The following is an 18,462-nucleotide window of genomic DNA, read 5'->3' as shown; positions in this document are numbered from 1 at the left end:
CTGAAAATACGTTGTATTATGAAAAGGTAGGTAACGGAGAAGAAAAGTTGTTTTTTAGAGAATAATGCAAAACTTTACAATTCGTTTACAATCTTTTACCGATGATTCATGGCGTGGACGAATTGGGCGGATACATTTGGCTTATCATTTATCTTAACTGATAACCACTATGTTAGCAAAATTAAGTATTTTCGCCGTATTGTTCTATACTAATTTTTCCGCCGTTGTCTGGGAAAAAACACCCCAACGAACCCACACTCCAGAAAGCCGAAGGATAACGGTTGGCGAAAAAGAACAGACGTTTTTTAGGAATCCGATCTTGCTAAACGGCATCGCGCTGGATCATGCGTTTTTTTCCATCAACAGCCGCGGAAAACTGGCGGTTGTAAAAGGTGACCCTTCTTCGCCCAGATCCGTCAAAATACCGTTCCAGGTTTATCTGAAACGGAGCGGAAACGTGATTCGCCCGTCCAAAGAGCATTGCGATTGGCAAGGGGTTACAGTTGATCTGGGGCCTGTAATGGCGTTGGCTGCGGTGGGTGATGAGCTGGTGATTGAGCCGCTCCGGAGCGAAGATGCCCTGGCCCGGCGTGTCATTCGTTTGAAACTTTTCTGGTTTCTCTCGCTTACTAGCGGTAAAGACGAGGGCTGTTGATCGAATTTTGGATCGATTCCGGCCGGAATCGATTCTCCGGATGTTGAAGGAGAATGGAAAAACGGGTGTAACTTACTGCCTATGGGTACACCAGGAACGATAATGGGAAGAATCAGCCGACTGATCGCGCTCGCTGCCGTTTTGCTGACGGCTCTGTTGTTTATTCAATTTAATCGATCAGCTCCCGCACCGGCGCAGGACGTAAACCAGCGGTTTTTGGATAATGTAAATCTGGCGCTTCGCCGGACGGCCCACCATTTGCTGAAGACGGCGGGGGATTCTACGTCTCGCATTGCACCGGTTCAGCAGCCGGATGCCACTACCTTCCGGATTCGCCTGAATCATGCGTTCGATTACAGCCAATTGCCCAGCCTGCTACACCATTCGCTACTTCTGTACGGCATCGAAAAACCGTACGAAGTGGCAGTTCTGAACTGCACCGATGGGTCGATCCAACTAGGCTATACGGTTTTGGATGTGACCAAAAATGAGGAGGTACCGTGCCGCGGTCGCGAACAGGCGAAAGGGTGCTTCGATCTGCAAGTACGGTTTTCAGCGCCCGAGCGGTCCACGCCAACCACTGCGGTATGGTGGCTGCTGGCGGCCGGTAGCGTGCTGACGGCGCTGGTTTGGGTAACCTGGCGTCGCCCTGATCAGGCTCAGAACGGGATAAGTTTGCCGGATACCGAACCAAACGAGGACGAAACTGTGATGATGGGCAATTCGAACCTGAACGTGACTCATCAAACGCTGACGGTAGGCCTGCAAACCCACAACCTGACCTATCGGGAAGCCAAACTGCTGCGTTTTTTTGCCAATCATCCCAATCAGGTTCTGGAACGGGATGTGATTCTCAAAATGGTTTGGCAGGATGAGGGCGTCATTGTTGGCCGGAGTGTGGACGTTTTCGTGTCCCGGCTTCGCAAATTCCTCCAAAATGATCCAACGGTGCGTATTGTGGCAGTGCACGGGGTCGGTTACCGGCTGGAAATCCGCTCTCCCGAATCAGTGTAAAATCACTCAATCAATACTAAATCCTTCAAAGCAGGTTGAGGTCAGCCTGTCCCGCTACGCCTATGTTTCGTAATTACCTGCGTATTGCTTTCCGTCAATGGTGGAAAAACCGGTTGTATTCGGTGATCAACGTCACTGGTCTGGCCGTTGGTATTGCCTGTATGGTGCTGGCGATCCTTTACATCAAAGACGAGCGAAGTTTTGACCGGTTTCACGCCAACAGTCCCGATCTCTACCGGATTACCACAACGATCACCGAAACTAAGGGTGGAAAAGCTACTACCAGTGGCGGCACGGGGCAGGTGCAGGGCCCCGCTTTTAAAGCCCAGATTCCCGAGATTCAGACGTATACGCGGGTCATGGGCGGTGACATTCAGGGCGTGTTTGTGGCCAATAACAAATCGTTTATCCTGCACCCCTTTTTTGTGGACTCCACCTTTTTCAACGTGTTTTCGTTTCAGTTGGTGAGTGGCAATCCCAAAACCGCTTTGCAAGGCGCAGGAACGGTCGTAATTACCGAACGGACGGCGAGGAAACTGTTCAACAGCCTCGATGTGGTTGGCAAAACGTTGCTCGAAGACGGGCCTTCCGGTCGGCGGCTGGGGGCGTCGATTATCACGGGTGTGGTGCAGGACCCGCCCAAAAACTCCTCGCTTCAGTTTGATTTGCTGTTTCCGTTCCGGTTTATGCAGGCGTCGTTCGACGATACCGCCTGGTTGAATGCGTACCTGAGTACGTTTGTGGTATTGCAACCCCGCGCTGATCCAGAAACCGTTGTTCGGAAGATGGGCGAAGTCTACGCTATACACGCCCGGCAGCAGGTGGCCGACAACCGGAAAAACTACGGATTTGATCCCTCCGTCCGCTACGGCCTGCAACCCATCACCGATCTGCACCTGAACCCGCTGTACCGGAGCGAAGGCAATCGGGAGGGCGGAGTGACCAACGGTAGCAATCCGGTTTTTTCGTATCTCTTTCTGGGAATTTCGGCCTTCATTTTGCTGATGGCGTCCATTAATTTTATCAACATCAGTCTGGCCAGCTCGTTGAAACGGACGAAGGAAATCGGAATTCGGAAAGTTTCCGGCAGTAGCCCGTGGATGATTGTGGCGCAGTTTCTGGGCGAATCGGCTACCCTGTGCCTGGGGGCTTTTGGCCTGGCGATGTTGCTGTCGCGACTGGCGTTACCGGTTTTCAACCGACTAGCCACGAAATCCATCGTGTTTGGCGAAATGCTGGATGGTGAGTTGCTGCTGTATTTGCTGCTGTTATTGATTATTAATACCCTCCTGGCGGGTCTATACCCAGCGTTTGTGGTGGCCCGCTTTAAACCCACGGAAGTGCTCTACCGAAAACCGCATCTGGCCGGGCCAGGCTGGTTTGGGAAAATGCTGGTGATGATTCAGTTCGCGCTATCGGTTTTCCTGGTGATCGCTACCACGGTTTTTTATGATCAGATGAGCTACGTTCGGACCAAAAACTTGGGCTATGATCCATACCCGGTGATCGGTTCCTACATGGCTTCCAGTCAAAATCTGAAAGCTGACCAGGCCTTTCTGCGAAACGAGCTGGCAAATGAGCCGTCGATCCGGCATCTTTCGTTTGGTAATGAGTTGGCCGGAACGTACGAAACGCGCGTGGGAGATCGGAAAATCGAGAGTTGGTACCGCTATATTGACGACCATTATCTGCCGGTGTTCGGCATCACGCTGAAAGCCGGGCGGAATCTGTCGGCTGCGTTTCCGACGGATAAAACCGAATCCGTACTGGTCAACGAAACGTTTGTGAAAGCCGCCGGTCTGGAGAAACCCGTTGGTAAAATGATCCGCCTGCACGAGAACTTTGGCCAGCAACCGCTGCTCATTGTTGGGGTGGTGAATGATTTCCACTTCCGATCGTTGCGGGAGCGGATACAACCGATGGTGTTGTTTATGAACGAAGAACAGTCGGCGGGTATTTGGGTGAAAATTGACAAAACCCGGCAGGAAGAGGCTGTTGCTGTCTTAGCGAAAGCTTATCAGAAAGCCTATCCGGCGGTTGAAATGGATTACGGTTTTCTGGACGAGCTGAACGCCAAAGGATATGAGCAGGAGCAGAAATGGCAACAGATTATCGGGTACGCTACGGCGCTGGCCATCCTGATTTGCAGTCTTGGCGTCTTTGGCCTGGCCAGACTGGCTGCTCAGCAACGAACCCGCGAGATCGGCGTTCGGAAGGTATTGGGCGCCACCGTTTTTAACGTTATTGCTCTGCTATCGAAAGACTTTCTGAAACCCGTGTTGCTGGCCATTGCGGTGGGCGGCCCAACGGCGGGGTGGGCGATGGACCGCTGGCTGCAGGGTTTTGCGTACCGCGTTGATCTTTCATGGTGGCTCTTTGTTCTGGCCGGTTTGGTCGCGGTTGGAATAACCCTGCTAACGGTTTCAATTCAATCGGCAAAAGTGGCTTTTACCAATCCGGTTGCCTCTCTGCGGTCGGAGTGAAGAAGTAAGCGTTGTAATTCTTCACTTTTAACGCTTACTTCTTCACGCTCTGTTGTCCGGTAGTGAACGAAAAACCGTCCGTTTGCGGACAAATAAGTGATAATCTTTTTATTTAAATGGTTGTATTTTAGTGGGTTATGTAGGTTGGTATGTTGTTTGAGCCATCGAAACCGTACCTCGACTGGACAGTGAACGACGAACCTTATGCTACGCAATTACTTAAAAATCGCTTTTCGGAACCTGCTGAAACACAAAACATTCGGCTTTATCAACATTGTCGGTGTGGCCATCGGGCTGGCGTGTTTCCTATTGATTGCTCTTTACGTACGTGATGAAGTGAGTTTCGACCGTTTTCACACCCACTCCGATCGGACGTACCGGGTGATGCGGACGTTTCTAAATGCCAACGACGGCACCGTTGAGCTGAAACTGGGCACGGTGGCTCCACCTTTTGGACCGCTGATCAAGCAGGATTTTCCGGAAGCTGAGCAGGTGGTCAGGACGCTCAATTATAGTACCCTGGTGAGGCACGGCGAACACGTTTACAACGAAAAACACGTCCTTTTTGCCGAAGAAAACCTTTTTAAGGTACTGGATTTTCGGGTAGTCGTTGGCAATCCGGATCAGGCCCTGGTCAACCCTTTCTCGATCCTGCTGTCGCAGCCAATGGCCGAGAAATACTTCGGCAAAGAATCGCCGATGGGCAAGAGTATTCGACTAAACAACCAGTTTGATTTTATGGTGACGGGCGTTTTTGAACCGTTGCCGGCGCAGTCGCATATTCATCCAGATTTTCTGGCCTCGTTTAAAACCCTCAGCGACGACCGCGTTTACGGAGCGGAAGGCTTACGGACCAATTGGGCCAATAATTCGTTTCTGACGTATGTATTGCTGGCGAAAGGGGCCAATCCGGATAAATTGGTGAAGGCGTTTCCGGCGTTTCAAAACCGTCGGATCGAACCCAAAGCCTCGACCTATTCGGTCCTGAATCTGCAAAAATTGACGGATGTTCACCTGCGTTCGGATACGGATGATACGCTGGATGCCGAGGGCGATATTCGCTATGTATACCTGTTTTCGGCCATTGGGTTGTTTATTCTGCTGATTGCCTGCATCAACTACATGAACCTGGCCACGGCACGGTCGGCGCTGCGGGCCAAGGAAGTTGGGATGCGGAAGGTAGTCGGTGCATTTCGGGGACAATTGGTCGGCCAGTTTCTGAGCGAATCGCTTTTGCTGGTGGTTTTTTCATTAGGGCTGGCGCTGGTGCTGGTGGTGGCGTGTTTGCCGTATTTGAATGATTTTACGCAGAAACAGCTGACGGTTTCTCAGCTGGCTAATCCGATTTTTCTGAGTATTGTAGTGGGGGTTACGCTGCTGACCGGTTTGGTATCGGGCAGTTATCCGGCTTTCTTCCTGACTTCGTTTCAGCCTGTCAGTGTGCTGAAAGGTAAAATTGCGTCGGCGATGCGGACGGGCAAACTTCGGTCTGTGCTGGTGGTTACGCAGTTTGCCATTGCCGTTGCGTTGATTATCAGCACTGTGGTGGTCTACAACCAGATGGATTATATCCGCAATTACAAATTGGGATACCAGAAGGACCAGATTGTTTTACTGCGCACAATCGGCGATTCGACGGCCGATTACGAAGCCATCAAGCAGGAATTGAAGCGCAACAGCGCGGTGCTGGCCGTGGGGCAGTCGTCGCGGGTGCCGTCGGGGCGCTTGCTGGACTCCTGGGATGCGTATGTTGCCAAGGGCGATAGCATGGCTCCTTCCAAGGTAATTCTGAAATCTCTGGCGGTTGATCATGACTTTATTACGACCTACGGAATGAAAATGGCCGCCGGGCGTAACTTTTCCCGCTCGTATGCCACGGACGATACTGCCGCCTTTGTTGTGAATGAAACTGCGGCCCGCATGCTGGGCTGGAAGAATCCGGATCAGGCCATTGGCAAGGCGTTTGGCTACGGGCCACGGCGCGGACACATTATCGGTGTTACTAAAGATTTTCATTTTGAATCCCTTAAGCAGTCCATTCCGCCCATCGTTATTTTTCTGGAACCAGAATACAACTGGCTCTCCGTGCACATAGCGGGCGGGGCTGGTTTGCAAAAAGGTCTGGCTCATATCGAATCCGTCTGGAAACGGCGTTTTCCGGAGCACCCTTTCACGTACGAATTCCTGGATCAACGGTTTGGGCGACTGTATACCACCGAGCAAACGCAGCAGACGCTGTTTGGTATTTTTGCCGGGGTCGCCATCCTGATTTCCTGCCTGGGGCTGTTCGGTTTATCGATGTTTATGGCCGAACAACGAACGAAAGAGATCGGAGTTCGGAAGGTGCTGGGTGCCACGACGCCGGGGCTGGTTGCGTTGCTTTCCAAAGACTTGCTGCGGCTGGTCGTTATTGCCCTGGTCGTGGCGTCGCCGGTGTCGTGGTGGGGCATGACTCAATGGCTGGAAGGGTTTGTTTACCGGACGAACATCAGTCCGTGGGTTTTTATCGGTACAGCCGTTATTGCCCTGCTGATTGCTTTCCTGACGGTTTCGTTTCAGTCGATCAAAGCCGCCTTGATGAACCCCGTGAAATCGCTACGCTCAGAATAGAGTGATGAGTTGGCTGACGCACTCTTTTTTAGCTTGCGTCAGCCAACTCCTTATTGGTTAACTCTTACTGCATCACTTTCAAAAAAACCGCCTGGCCGCCGGAAGCTTGCAGATGAACCGTTAGCCGATCCTTCGCCGTTACCTTACGGACGGTTTTGCGAACCTTGCCCATACCGTCGTCTTCGTGGCATTCGGCCGTGTACGTTTTACCGGATTCCAGAAACGTTAGCGGAACGGAGATTTTCCGGGCTTCCGTATTGGTGATCGTGCCCAGATACCAGTCATTCCCTTTTCGCCGGGCCACCGAAACCCACTGGCCGGGTGTGCCTTCCACCACTTTCGTATCATCCCAAACCGTCGGCAGGTTTTTCCAGAAAGAGATTTCTTCCCGATCTGGATAGTGTTCGGGTTTGCCGTACCAGTAGAGGTATTGCAGCGGACTGAAGTAAATAACCGTCAGCGCCAGTTGATGGCATTTGGTGTTTTTCAGGCGGGGTTCGTTGAAGCAGAAGGTGTAGTCGGCAGCCCCGGCCAGGAAGCGGGTGAACGGCAAAACCGTGTTCAGGGTTGCGTTGGGAAACTCTTCGTTGCCCCGGATGCCTTCCTGCGTGAGCAGGTTCGGGTATGTCCGGCTAAAACCGGTCGGGCTGTATTCGTCGTGAATATCCACCACCAGTTGGTGCTGAGCGGCCTTGCGAACGGCTTCATGAACCCAGACCGTCCAACGATGCGAACCGGTATGCACAAACCCGAACTTTACTCCGCTGACGCCCCAGCTTTTGTAGAGCGGAAACAGGGTGTCGAGCTGCCGTTCGAGCGCCCGGTGGTTGACGTACAGAATCACTTTTTTGCCTTTGGAACGCGCGTACCGGATGGCTTCCGGCAAATCCAGATCGCCTTTCGGATTCCGGCGCGGATCGACCGTAACGGTAGTGGCATCCGAGCTTACTTCGTACTCGTGGCCGTACCAACCGGCGTCGAAGTGGATGTAGTCGATGTTCTGTTCAACGGCAAAATCGACCAGCTTTTTGACTCCGCTGGTGGAAAGCGTCACTTCCCGCATCACTTTCCCCGGCTGAATCCAGCTTACGTCTTTCAGGGCAGTGGGTGGATTGAGGTTCTGAATCAGGTAATTGCGCTCCAGCAAATCCCCCGGTCGTTCGCCGACCAGCACCACTCGCCAGGGCAGGGCATAGGGCGAGGTTTCGGTTACCTCCCCAAACAATCGACTAACCAGTTGCCCCGGACTGGCCGTGTGCAGCCGGATGCGGGGGTAATTGGTTTGCTCGGCCTGCGCGATAGACGCCCAGGAACCGTTGCTCAGCCGGAGCGTTACGGGCAGTTCGGCACCCTGCGTCCAGTTTTCGGGAGTCCGTTCTTCATAGCTTCCCTGTGCGTGGCTGGTAAAATAAGCTTTGGTACCGGCGGGCAGGGTAAAATGCGTCTGCTCCTGACCCAGATCCATCACCTGCGTCCGTATGTTTTCCGGGAAAAAATACCGGAACGCCACGCCTTCGTCGTAGGCCCGGGCGATGACCTGCAACTGGCCCCGGTCTCCGTCGGTATGCTGCAACGTGATGGCCAGTTCGTTGTACCGGTCGGGAATGCTGGCGCGTTCCCCCCAAACCGGTTTCCAGGTGGTATCCCGGCGACTTCGGCTCACGGAAACGACGCGCAGGTTCTGATCCCAACGGGTATTTCGGCCGTTCGGATTAGGGCTCAATCCCAGCGCAGACGGCAGAATGACGGGCTGATTCTGGTTTTGAATCTCGTACGTCGGTATGCCCTCCGCCCGAATGGAAAAGGCAAACCGCAACCGGCCATTGGGCGAACGAACCTGTAACGAATCGGGCGTCTGGGCGATCAAACCGGTGCTGAAAAGAACTGAACACAATAGAAATACGTACGAACGGAGTGTTGGATGCTTCATACTGGGTTAAGGGTCAATACGGAAATTAATACCCGGGATTCTGTTCAATCTGAACATCCAGGTTGGCGTCAATGAATTTTTGCGGAATCGGGAAAAGTTCGTGTTTATCCACGATGTTATTGCCTGTTTTAGGATTATATTTTTTCACCCGTTCCACCAGCAAATTTTTGTTGGCCAGAAAACCGAACCGGATCAGGGTGCGTCGGCGGGGTTCTTCCATGATCAGTTCACGAACCCGCTCGTCCAGGATGTAATCGAGCGTCACGCGGCTGGCGGTTACGGGTTTGGCATTGGCCCGGCTGCGCAGTACGTTCAGATCATCGGCGGCTTTCTGACTATCGCCCTTGCGAAGGTACGCTTCGGCGCGGAGCAGATAGGTTTCGGCCAGCCGGATTTTATAGAATTCGACGAACGTCCGGCCTGCGGTATTACCCGCTAGCGGATCGCCTTCCAGCTTGCGGGTGTAAGGATAATACCAACCCGAATTAAGCGTATCAATTTTGGCGGCCACCGGATCGACGCGCTTCTGGAAAAAGCTGGAAGCCGGGTTGTTGTAATAAAAAGCCCGGCGGATGTTGTAAGACGAATTCCGCATGTCGTTCCAGTCTTCCTTCCAGATGTCGTAGCTGGCGTAGGGGGTGCCCATTACCCAGCCAACGGGACGGCCCAGGCTGTCGCAAACCAGCATCCCGACTTTGCCTTCCGGATCTTTGATGTTGTGATAGGCCGACCCCCAGGCCCGCATGCTGCTGTTGCCCCCGAAAGCCGTCGGGTTGGTCGCGTTTGAATAAGCTACCCCGCCGGGCGTCTGGTACTCAAACTGAATGGCCCAGATGGTTTCGGTGTTGGCTGCCAGGTTCTGGTTTTTATCCCGGAAAAGGTCCGAAAACACATCGCCCGGCTGGGCCAGCTTGCTGCCGAAACGGGCCGTCATCAGTTTGTGCAAACCGTCGTTAATCACGGCGGAAGAAGCCTCAATGGCTTTATCGTTGTGGCCAAGCCCCAGGTACACTTCCGTCAGCACATGGTCGGCGGCTGCTTTGACAATCCGGCCCGGTGCCGGAGCGGTTTTGGGTAACCATTGAGAGGCAAATTCCAGGTCTTCCCGGGCGAAGTCGAGGACTTGCTGGCGACTAGCCCGCGTATAATCGGTTTTGGGGCCAGTTTCGACTTTCGATACCAGCGGAACTCCGCCGTACAGATTTGCCAGGATGTTGTAGGTATAGCCCCGGAAAAAGCGCGCTTCGGCAACAATGGTGTTCTTTTCGGCTTCACTGGTCCATTTGGCCGTCGGTTTTTCGGCGTATTCAATGACGCTGTTGGCGCGGGGAAGCATTTTTAAATAAGCCCACTCCCACCAGTAATCGACCGGTGCCAGCGTGGGGGTCAGAGAGACGTTATAATCCCGGAGGAGGGGCGAAACGCCACCTCCCATGTAGGCGTCGGTACCGATGTTCATGGCATGTAGGTTTTCCGTGTCAGTACCGAACAACTCCTCCCGGGCGGCAATGTGAATACCGACGATGGCCGTCTCAAAACCGGTTTTATCGACCAGCACCACATCGGGGTTCAGAAAAGCCAGCGGTTTTTCGTCCAGCACGCTTTCTTTGCAACTGCTGCTCCACAGCAAAAAAATCAGACTGCCCAGTACCGACCACCGGCGTTGAAAAAAGAAGAAAATGGCTTTCATAGCTGTCGTTATGTTCAAGATAGAGGGGTCACGATTAGAAACTGAGATTTAAACCGCCGGTAAACGAGCGGGGCATGGGATAGCCGGAAGCCTCCGAACCGATTTCGGGGTCAAAACCGGGGTAATTGGTAAATGTCAGCAGGTTTTTGCCGCTGATGTAAGCCCGGATCGATCCCATCTTCCAGCGGTTTAGCAGGTTTTTTGGAAATTCGTAGGCCAGCGCCACGTCCTGCACCCGCACGAAATTGCGGCTAACGTAGTAGCTGTGTCCGTACGGATTGGTATACACCAGCGACGCCATTGTATTGGATCGGTTTTCGGGCGTCCACCAGCCGTTGTCCGGGAAGTTGGCGGCACTGCCCGGATAGTTGTTGCTGGGAATCATCTGGTTATAATTCTTGATCCAGCCCTGCATCGAGTTCAGAAAAACCGTCAGGCTGAAATTGCCGTAGCGGAAACTGTTGGTAAATCCCCAGCGGTATTTGGGTTCGAGCTGCCCGATGATGGTGCGGTCGTCGGTGGTGATTTTGCCGTCGTTGTTGATGTCTTTCAGGCGGTAAAAACCGGGTTTGTAGCCAGTAGGCAGTTGTTCGCCATCCTGGTAGACACCGTCAATAACGTAGTCAAAAGCCACCTGTACGGGTTGACCAATGAACCAGCGGTTTCCGAGGTCATCGTCTTCGCGGCCATCCTTGTTCAAATCCCGGTTGTAAATATGAACGATCCGGTTGCGGTTGGTCGAGAAAACCACGTTGGCGTTCCACTCAAACGCGCCCCGCTGCATCGCCAGTGCGTTGAGGGTCAATTCGAAACCCCGGTTGTTGGTGGCGCCGAGGTTGGTGATAACCGATGCAAAACCCGTTGCCGACGGCAGTGACCGGAGCAGGAGCAGGTTTTTGGTATTCATGTTGTAATACTCCAGCGTACCGCCGATGCGGCCTTTCAGCACTTCGAAATCCACCGCAGCATTGGTCGAGGTAGTGGTTTCCCACTTCAACGAGGTGTTGGCCATGCCCGACGGAAAGGTGCCGGTGTACGTGGCGCTGCCGTCGCCGAACACGTATTGGTTTGTTCCCGACCGACTCAGCGACTGGAAGGGCGAAATGGCCTGATTACCGACCGAACCGTGGGAAAGGCGCACTTTCAGCAAGTCGATGAACGTGAGTGACTTCATGAAGGCTTCGTCCGACGCGATCCAGGCCAGGGCCGCCGACGGGAAGGTGGCGTATTTGTTGTTGGCGCCAAAAACCGAACTACCATCCCGGCGGGCGGTCAGTGTGAGCAAATACCGGTTTTTGAAGTGGTAGTTGAGCCGCAGCATCGACGAAATCCCTTCGATGGCGGAGGCATTGGACTGCGTTTGCTGGGTTTGGGCAATGCCGAGGTTGTTCCAGCCGTTGGCTCCGTTGAACAGGTTGGAAGCGGTGGCCGTGGTTGATTCCCAGCCGAAATGGTTACGACCGTACAGCAGCGTAGCATCTAGCGAGTGATCCTGCCCGAACTGTCGGCTGTAGGTCACGATGTTTTCCAGGACCCAATCGAAATCCTCCCGGTTGAACTTGGTAACGTTGGCCAGAATATTGTCGCCGTTGCGTTGATAAGCTGGTTCAAACGTATAGTTGTGTTGCCAGCGGTAGTTGGGCGAATAGTTGATCCGGTAACTCAGGCCTTTCAGGAACGGAAAGTTAATGGTGGCGTAAAAGTTGGAAAACAGGTTGTGGTAGACCTCCTCGTTCTGCCGGCGGAGCGTATTGAAAATGGGGTTCGGAACGAGTTGGGCATCCTGCGGAAACCGAACCGGGTCGGTCTGGGCATCGTCGTAATACATTTTGGCATACGGACTCAGCATCGACCCCCAGTTGATGGCCACATCGGCCCCCGACAGGTCCCGGCGCGCGTAGGTAGCGTTTACGCCCACGGTCAGCCAATCGGTGACGCGGTTTTCGAGGTTACTCCGGAGCGTAATCCGCTTGGCAATGTCGTTGAGCATGAGTCCGCGCTCATCCACGAAAGCGCCCGAAACCAGGTAGTTCGTTCGGCCCGACTGTCCTGAAATACTCACATCGTAAGATTGGATACCGGCTTTCTGTGAAATTTCGTCCCAGGGGTTGATGGTTCTGCCGTTGCGGTAATTTTCGGCTTCCGTATTCTGGAGGTACGTTGCCACCTGGGTTGGATCGGCCTCCTGTCCGTTTTGCCGACGATAGTCGAGTGTTTTCTCCAAATACCGTTCAGGCGTCAGGAGTTTGATGCGGTTGCTCCAGCCCGATACGCCGTAATAACTGTTCACCCGAATGGTCGGTTTTTCGCTTTTTCCCCGCTTGGACGTAATCAGAATCACCCCGTTGGCCGCCCGAGAACCGTAAATGGCTGCGGCACTGGCGTCTTTCAGGATTTCCATTGACTCAATGTCGTTTGGGTTGATTTCGGCCAGACTGCCGTTGAAAAAAATACCGTCGAGCACGATCAGCGGGTCGTTGCTGGCATTGATGGAGCGTCGGCCCCGCACCAGGATGGTACCTCCCTGACCGGGTCGGCCATTATCGATAAACTGTACACCGGCTACTCGACCCCGCAGCGACTGGGCTACGTTGGTATTTGGCAGGTTTTCAGTGACTTTCAGATCCACTTTGGTCACCGAGCCCGTCACATTGCGCCGGGCCTGCGTGCCGTACCCCACCACGACGATCTCGCCCAGTGTTTTGGTATCCGCTTCCAGACGGACATTAAGCGTCTGGCGGTTGCCGACGGTTACTTCCTGCGTCGTGAAGCCGATGGAGCTAAACACCAGCACCACATTGCCGTTCGAAATCTGAAACCGGTAAGCACCGTTATTGTCAGTGGTTGTCCCCCGGCTGGTTCCTTTTTCAACCACGTTAACGCCCGGCAGCGGTTCCCCTTTATCATCCGTAACCTGTCCGGCGACGGTCTGATCAACGGGGGCTGGTAAGGCCGATTGGTCGGGTAGCAACGGTTTGGAGTTTTCGGACGGAGCCGTTACCAGAATAATCTGGCGACCTTCAACTTTATAATTGATTTTCAAGGGTAGTAAAAGGCGGTTCAGTACGCTTTCCAGGCGTTCGTCAACGGCGTTGAGGGTTACTTTGCGGTCGGCCTGAATGAGCAGGGAGCTATAAAGAAAGCGAACCTGGGCCGTTCGGCTCAGGTGTTTCAGGGTCGATTTAACGTCCTGATCGACAATTCGTATGGTCACTTTCTTATGGAGTAGTTCCTGCGCCTTACTATCCCGGGCGAAGGAAAAGCTCGCCAGGCCAGCCATCAGCAGGACCTGCAACAGTGAAAGTTTCATAAGCTTAATCAGAAAGAGTGAAATCCGGTCTGGATTTTTCATAACTTGGCTTGTTTTTGGTTCGTTTCTAGGGGAAATGGGCAAAAAATAGCCTCTCGACGTCCGGCAACGGCGTCTTACTCCGGTGAGGAGGCTTGCATGGAGTCGGTGATGCTAGGCCCATCACCGACTTGCTTTTGCAGAAGAATTGGGAGAATGTAGAGGTCTCTTAGTGGATCATAAGCAAGGGTTAAGGGTTTAAGGATTTAGTTGGTTTGTTGGTTAGCGGCAACCGGTGCTGCTAATGACGATCTGCCCGTCCAGTACTTCGTAACTGGCTCCCACCGCCTGGCAGATAAACCGGAGCTTCTGATACAGCGTCTCATCCATAAATTCGGCGGTAATCGGGCAGTGGCGTAGTAATTCTTCGTTGTAGACAATATCGATGCCGTAGGCTTTTTCCAGTCGTTGCAGCACTTCCGTCACCGGCTGATCGTCGAAGGTCATCAGCGCTTCTTCCGGTTTGGGGGTCACCATTTCCGGCATTTTCACCAGGCTCTTTCGTAAGCTTTCCGTTTTTCGGTTGTAAACCACTTCCTGATTCGGGATCAGGAGCACACCCGTGCCTTCGTGGTCGGCGGCCGGTCCTTTCCGAAAGGTTTTTTGGGTATAAACGGACACTTTGCCGGTTCGTACCGCCACTTCCACCTTGGTGTCGTTATCGAAAGCCCGAATCCGGAAGCTGGTTCCCAATACCTTCGTAACGGTTTCGTTGGCGTAAATCAGGAACGGTTTTCGGGGATTGGGAGCCACTTCAAAAAAAGCTTCTCCCGATAAGTACACTTCCCGGAAATCACCCGAAAACTTCGCCGGGTAGCTGATGCGGCTGTTTTTTTCCAGGCGCACGGCCGAACCGTCGGCCAGAAGGAGGGTCTGGGGGCTGGACGAGCGGTTTACTTTTTCGAGCAGCGCGACTGGTGCCTGAGCTTTCTGCTGGTGATAGCTAGTAGCTGGTCCTTGCGTGGTTCGGTAATAACGCCAGCCCATACCAAGACCCAGTACCAGCAGAACCGATGCCGCCACGGCCAGCCACGAAGCCCAGTTAATGCGCGTTTCGATCAGCGGCTCGGTTTCTTTTCGGCGCCGGGCTTCCTGCACCATTTTACTCACTTCCAGCCGCATTTCACCATCCGAAATCGAAGTAGGCTGTTTTTTCAGGGTATATACCAACGCTTTGGCCTGATTCAGCATCTCCTCCCGGTCCGGATGCTGTCTCCGCCAATTCTGCCAGAAGGTGGCCGCTTCCGGGTCGCCCTCGATCCAGGCGTGAAACGAATCATCCAGCAGAAAATCTTCTATTTTTTGGTAGTGCTTCATGGCTGTACAACACGATGCCTTTTGTATAGGGAGAGACAGGTTGTCAAGCGGAATAATCAAAAAAAAACATTTTATTTTTCAACTGACCCGGTCTTATTCGCCTGCAGGCAGTATATTATACGGTTAACGTTTCTTTATAAAGGAGCTGGCAAGAACCAATCGACCGGTTTATGGCAAATCGCTAAACCGGTCGATCGGTATCAATTTTCCTTCTTTTTCGCACGTATGGCCGATCGTTCACTTTCCGATGCAGGGTTTGATTTTCAGACCGATGCGGAGCTATGGCGGCAATTCAGGGATGATGATGAACTGGCATTTGGAATGCTGGCCGAACGGTATTACAAACGGTTGTACGGCTACGGCAGCAAGTTCTCCAAAGACCGGGAGTTCATCAAAGACTGCATTCAGGATTTGTTTCTGGACCTGTGGGACAAGCGCCATAACCTGAGCGTGCCGGACTCGGTAAAGCTCTATCTGCTGATTTCGCTTCGGCGGAGAATGCAGCGCAAACGGAGCGAGCTGAAGTGGATGGAAGAGTGGGAAGAGCTTCCTTTTGAATCCGATCTGGTGGGTACATCTCCCATCGAAACCGCCATCATCGAAGACGAGGCCAGCCAGTATTACATCCGCAAACTCCAGCTGCTGATTCCCAAACTTTCCCGGCGGCAGCAGGAAATCATTTACCTGCGTTTTTACGAAAACCTCGATAATCAGGCCATTGCGGAGTTGATGTCACTCAGTCGTCAGGGAGTGGCCAATCTCCTGTGGCGAACCCTGCGGGAACTGAAAGACTACTGGTATGTGGGCCTCAACTCGTTGCTTATCCTCTGGATGTTGCTTAAACCGTGAAGCAAAAGGGGGCTGCCTGCCATTCAGCATAGGCAACGGCCTTTCCTACAAAATTCGGTTTCCGCTGCAAGACGAAGTTCTATTTTGCGGAACGGTTACGGTCTTTTGCCGGGCTGGCTTCCTGACCATCTAGTTTTCCTTGATTATGCACAAAACTTCGTCTGATTCGGTTCGCAAACCGTCAAAAACCAAAAAGTCGTTTTTTCGGGAGTGGTTTGATTCTCTTCTGTTTGCGGTTGTTGCTGCTACCTTAATCCGGTTTCTGACGTTTGAAGCCTACGCCATTCCGACACCATCGATGGAAAATAGTTTGATGGTGGGTGACTTCCTGTTTGTCAGCAAGCTCCATTACGGCATTCGGACACCCAAAACGCCGTTGCAGGTCCCGCTCACGCACCAGACTATCTGGGGAACCAAAATTCCGTCGTACAGCGATCTGATCCAGTTGCCGTCGTACCGGTTGCCCGGTTTTACAACGGTTAAAAACGGTGATGTTGTGGTGTTCAATTTTCCGCCCCCCAAGCCCGGCGAACCCGACCATCCGGTTGATCTGCGCACCAACCTGATCAAGCGCTGCATCGGTATTCCGGGAGATCAGCTGGAGATTCGGCAGGAAATGGTCTATATCAACGGGAAGCCGTTTCCAGCGCCGGCTCGCGCCCAGACCACCTATTTTATCCGCACGTCGGAAGTATTGAACGAACGATTTTTCCGGAAGTATAACATCGTGAATGACTACGTGTCGGCCGAAGGGCCGTTTATCAACTGGCAGCCGGTTGAAGAATACAACGAAGCGGTCAAAACCTCGGTGTTGATGGGGTATCAGGTGACAACAACCGCCGAAACCATCGCCCGAATCAAAGAACTCGACTGGATCAAAACCGTGGTCGTGCTGACGGAACCCGCAAGCCAGCCGGAACCGGGAATTTACGGTGGAGCGGCCCACGCCTGGAACCGCGATAATTTTGGGCCACTTACCATTCCGAAAGAAGGCACGACGATTCCGATCAATGACCAAACCATTGCGGTTTATGGTCCCATCATTAGTCGTTACGACGGGAATGACAACGTGGAGTTGACCCCGACGAGCGTTAAAATCGACGGAAAAGCTATTCAATCGTACACCTTCAGGCAGGATTATTACTTCATGATGGGCGACAACCGCCACAATTCCGACGACTCCCGGTACTGGGGTTTTGTGCCCAAAGATCATATTGTGGGCAAAGCGGTTTTTGTCTGGATGTCCATCGATCCAACCCCGGCCACGGTCTGGGCCAAAATTCGCTGGAACCGGCTGTTTCGGGTAATCGAATGACCCGGTGCCAGTTTCATTCGGGACACATGTTGAAGTCTGCCGCCATGATCCGCAACGCTGAACCCAATCAGGAAACGCGTAACCGATGGAATGGGATTGGCTGCAGAAGGGTTCGCTTTCTAAACAGATAAATTGAGTTCTGCGTAATTTTCGGTAAAGTTGCCGGATAATCCACCCGATTTTCTACCCGAAAACCATATGGAAACCGCCACCGATCTGAGACTTGCGGTATTGATTGATGCCGATAATGTTCCGTATTCCAACGTCCGGGGGATGCTGGAAGAAATTGCGAAATACGGAACGCCGACGTTCAAACGGATTTATGCCGATTGGACCAAACCGACGGTTGTCGGCTGGAAAACCGTCCTGCTGGAAAATGCCATTACACCCATACAGCAGTATAGTTATACGACGGGCAAAAATGCCACAGACTCGGCCATGATCATCGACGCGATGGACATTCTGTATACCGGCCGGGTCGATGGGTTTTGTATTGTTTCAAGCGACAGTGATTTTACCCGGTTGGCCACCCGCCTGCGCGAAGCCGGGATGAAGGTATTCGGCATTGGTGAGAAAAAAACACCAACGCCCTTCATTTCCGCCTGTAATAAATTTATTTATCTGGAAATTCTCAAAAAGAATGAAGAGGTGCCGGTGCTCGTTCCGGCCGCGACCAAGACCCGTTCGAAGAAAAAAAACGCAGCCAAACCAGTTGAAGTGCCTGCCAAGCCCACAAAAGAGCCGGAAGCAATCGGAAATCTGACGACAGAAGTAATCAAGATGATCACCGACAGCATCAACGACCTGGCCGACGAATCCGGATGGACGTTCCTGGGCGAACTTGGGAATCTACTGCCCAAAAAACAGGCTGACTTCGATCCCCGCAATTATGGATTTAAAAAGCTGGTTCCGCTGCTGAAAAGTATCGGACAATTCGAGGTTGACGAACGGGAAACGGGCAAAGGCAACATGAAATTGGTGTACGTACGCGTAAAATAACGGCACCTTTATTGATTGACGCAGCCCCATTGCTCCAATGAGCCTGGACCGGATCAGGGCAACTATTCAAACACGCTTTCTGCACTTTCACCCTCCCCAATTTGCTGTTGATGACAAAACCGTCTGGACGGCCGGTCCGCTGCGAATACCTTTGATCTGGTGCCATTTCTGGGCAGGTTCATCACGTTGCTGTTTTACGATCAGCTATTCCGTTGAGTCTTTCCGGAGGCTGCCGGATATGCGTATAACAA

Annotated in this window: 11 protein-coding genes; 7 read left to right on the top strand and 4 right to left on the bottom strand. The window is 52.8% G+C overall.

The window, feature by feature from the left end; all coding sequences use genetic code 11:
- The first annotated feature begins 169 nt into the window (after positions 1-169).
- The 4 genes from ACYVH9_RS15670 (at position 170) to ACYVH9_RS15655 (ending at position 6,762) form a co-directional block, all read left to right on the top strand.
- On the top strand, positions 170-655 hold the full coding sequence (locus tag ACYVH9_RS15670) for a hypothetical protein (protein ID WP_460637306.1): 486 nt from the start codon (positions 170-172) through the stop codon (positions 653-655).
- Between the two features lie 102 nt (positions 656-757).
- On the top strand, positions 758-1,669 hold the full coding sequence (locus tag ACYVH9_RS15665; RefSeq protein ID WP_460637305.1) for a winged helix-turn-helix domain-containing protein: 912 nt from the start codon (positions 758-760) through the stop codon (positions 1,667-1,669).
- A 62-nt stretch (positions 1,670-1,731) separates the two neighbouring features.
- Positions 1,732-4,152, top strand: a complete 2,421-nt coding sequence (locus ACYVH9_RS15660) for an ABC transporter permease (protein ID WP_460637304.1) — start codon at positions 1,732-1,734, stop codon at positions 4,150-4,152.
- Between the two features lie 204 nt (positions 4,153-4,356).
- Positions 4,357-6,762, top strand: coding sequence for an ABC transporter permease (locus ACYVH9_RS15655; RefSeq protein ID WP_460637303.1), 2,406 nt, complete (start codon positions 4,357-4,359; stop codon positions 6,760-6,762).
- Positions 6,763-6,826: 64 nt separating this feature from the next.
- On the opposite strand, the gene ACYVH9_RS15650 is transcribed toward ACYVH9_RS15655, so the two are convergent.
- From ACYVH9_RS15650 to ACYVH9_RS15635, 4 genes are all read right to left on the bottom strand, one after another.
- Complete coding sequence (locus ACYVH9_RS15650) at positions 6,827-8,692, bottom strand: glycoside hydrolase family 97 protein (RefSeq protein WP_460637302.1); 1,866 nt, start codon at positions 8,690-8,692, stop codon at positions 6,827-6,829.
- A 25-nt stretch (positions 8,693-8,717) separates the two neighbouring features.
- Positions 8,718-10,382 carry a RagB/SusD family nutrient uptake outer membrane protein gene (locus ACYVH9_RS15645; RefSeq protein WP_460637301.1) on the bottom strand — a complete coding sequence of 555 codons (1,665 nt, stop codon included), beginning with the start codon at positions 10,380-10,382 and terminating at the stop codon, positions 8,718-8,720.
- Positions 10,383-10,416: 34 nt separating this feature from the next.
- Complete coding sequence (locus ACYVH9_RS15640) at positions 10,417-13,692, bottom strand: TonB-dependent receptor (protein WP_460637300.1); 3,276 nt, start codon at positions 13,690-13,692, stop codon at positions 10,417-10,419.
- A 261-nt stretch (positions 13,693-13,953) separates the two neighbouring features.
- Entirely contained in the window at positions 13,954-15,048 is a 1,095-nt protein-coding gene (locus ACYVH9_RS15635; protein ID WP_460637299.1) for a FecR family protein, read from the bottom strand.
- 225 nt (positions 15,049-15,273) lie between these two features.
- Here ACYVH9_RS15635 and ACYVH9_RS15630 point away from each other — a divergent pair, with 225 nt between their 5' ends.
- The 3 genes from ACYVH9_RS15630 to ACYVH9_RS15620 all read left to right on the top strand — a co-directional run bounded on the left by ACYVH9_RS15630 (position 15,274) and on the right by ACYVH9_RS15620 (position 18,211).
- On the top strand, positions 15,274-15,897 hold the full coding sequence (locus ACYVH9_RS15630; RefSeq protein ID WP_460637298.1) for an RNA polymerase sigma factor: 624 nt from the start codon (positions 15,274-15,276) through the stop codon (positions 15,895-15,897).
- 145 nt (positions 15,898-16,042) lie between these two features.
- Positions 16,043-17,212: a signal peptidase I gene (gene lepB, locus ACYVH9_RS15625; protein WP_460637297.1), complete on the top strand. Its 1,170-nt coding sequence runs from the start codon at positions 16,043-16,045 to the stop codon at positions 17,210-17,212.
- A gap of 198 nt (positions 17,213-17,410) precedes the next feature.
- Positions 17,411-18,211 (top strand): NYN domain-containing protein, encoded by an 801-nt coding sequence (locus tag ACYVH9_RS15620; protein WP_460637296.1) that lies wholly within the window; start codon positions 17,411-17,413, stop codon positions 18,209-18,211.
- The last annotated feature ends 251 nt before the right edge of the window (positions 18,212-18,462 follow it).

The sequence above is a fragment of the Larkinella harenae genome (assembly GCF_054780515.1).
Note: the sequence above shows the minus strand (reverse complement) of the source record. Positions and strands in the feature narration are given on the sequence as shown.

Excerpts from the sequence above, each read along its gene's own strand:
- lepB (WP_460637297.1), top strand. The coding sequence starts at position 16,043 with ATGCACAAAACTTCGTCTGATTCGGTTCGCAAACCGTCAAAAACCAAA.
- ACYVH9_RS15630 (WP_460637298.1), top strand. The coding sequence starts at position 15,274 with ATGGCCGATCGTTCACTTTCCGATGCAGGGTTTGATTTTCAGACCGAT.
- ACYVH9_RS15655 (WP_460637303.1), top strand. The coding sequence starts at position 4,357 with ATGCTACGCAATTACTTAAAAATCGCTTTTCGGAACCTGCTGAAACAC.
- ACYVH9_RS15665 (WP_460637305.1), top strand. The coding sequence starts at position 758 with ATGGGAAGAATCAGCCGACTGATCGCGCTCGCTGCCGTTTTGCTGACG.
- ACYVH9_RS15645 (WP_460637301.1), bottom strand. The coding sequence starts at position 10,382 with ATGAAAGCCATTTTCTTCTTTTTTCAACGCCGGTGGTCGGTACTGGGC.
- ACYVH9_RS15635 (WP_460637299.1), bottom strand. The coding sequence starts at position 15,048 with ATGAAGCACTACCAAAAAATAGAAGATTTTCTGCTGGATGATTCGTTT.
- ACYVH9_RS15670 (WP_460637306.1), top strand. The coding sequence starts at position 170 with ATGTTAGCAAAATTAAGTATTTTCGCCGTATTGTTCTATACTAATTTT.
- ACYVH9_RS15660 (WP_460637304.1), top strand. The coding sequence starts at position 1,732 with ATGTTTCGTAATTACCTGCGTATTGCTTTCCGTCAATGGTGGAAAAAC.
- ACYVH9_RS15640 (WP_460637300.1), bottom strand. The coding sequence starts at position 13,692 with ATGAAACTTTCACTGTTGCAGGTCCTGCTGATGGCTGGCCTGGCGAGC.
- ACYVH9_RS15650 (WP_460637302.1), bottom strand. The coding sequence starts at position 8,692 with ATGAAGCATCCAACACTCCGTTCGTACGTATTTCTATTGTGTTCAGTT.
- ACYVH9_RS15620 (WP_460637296.1), top strand. The coding sequence starts at position 17,411 with ATGGAAACCGCCACCGATCTGAGACTTGCGGTATTGATTGATGCCGAT.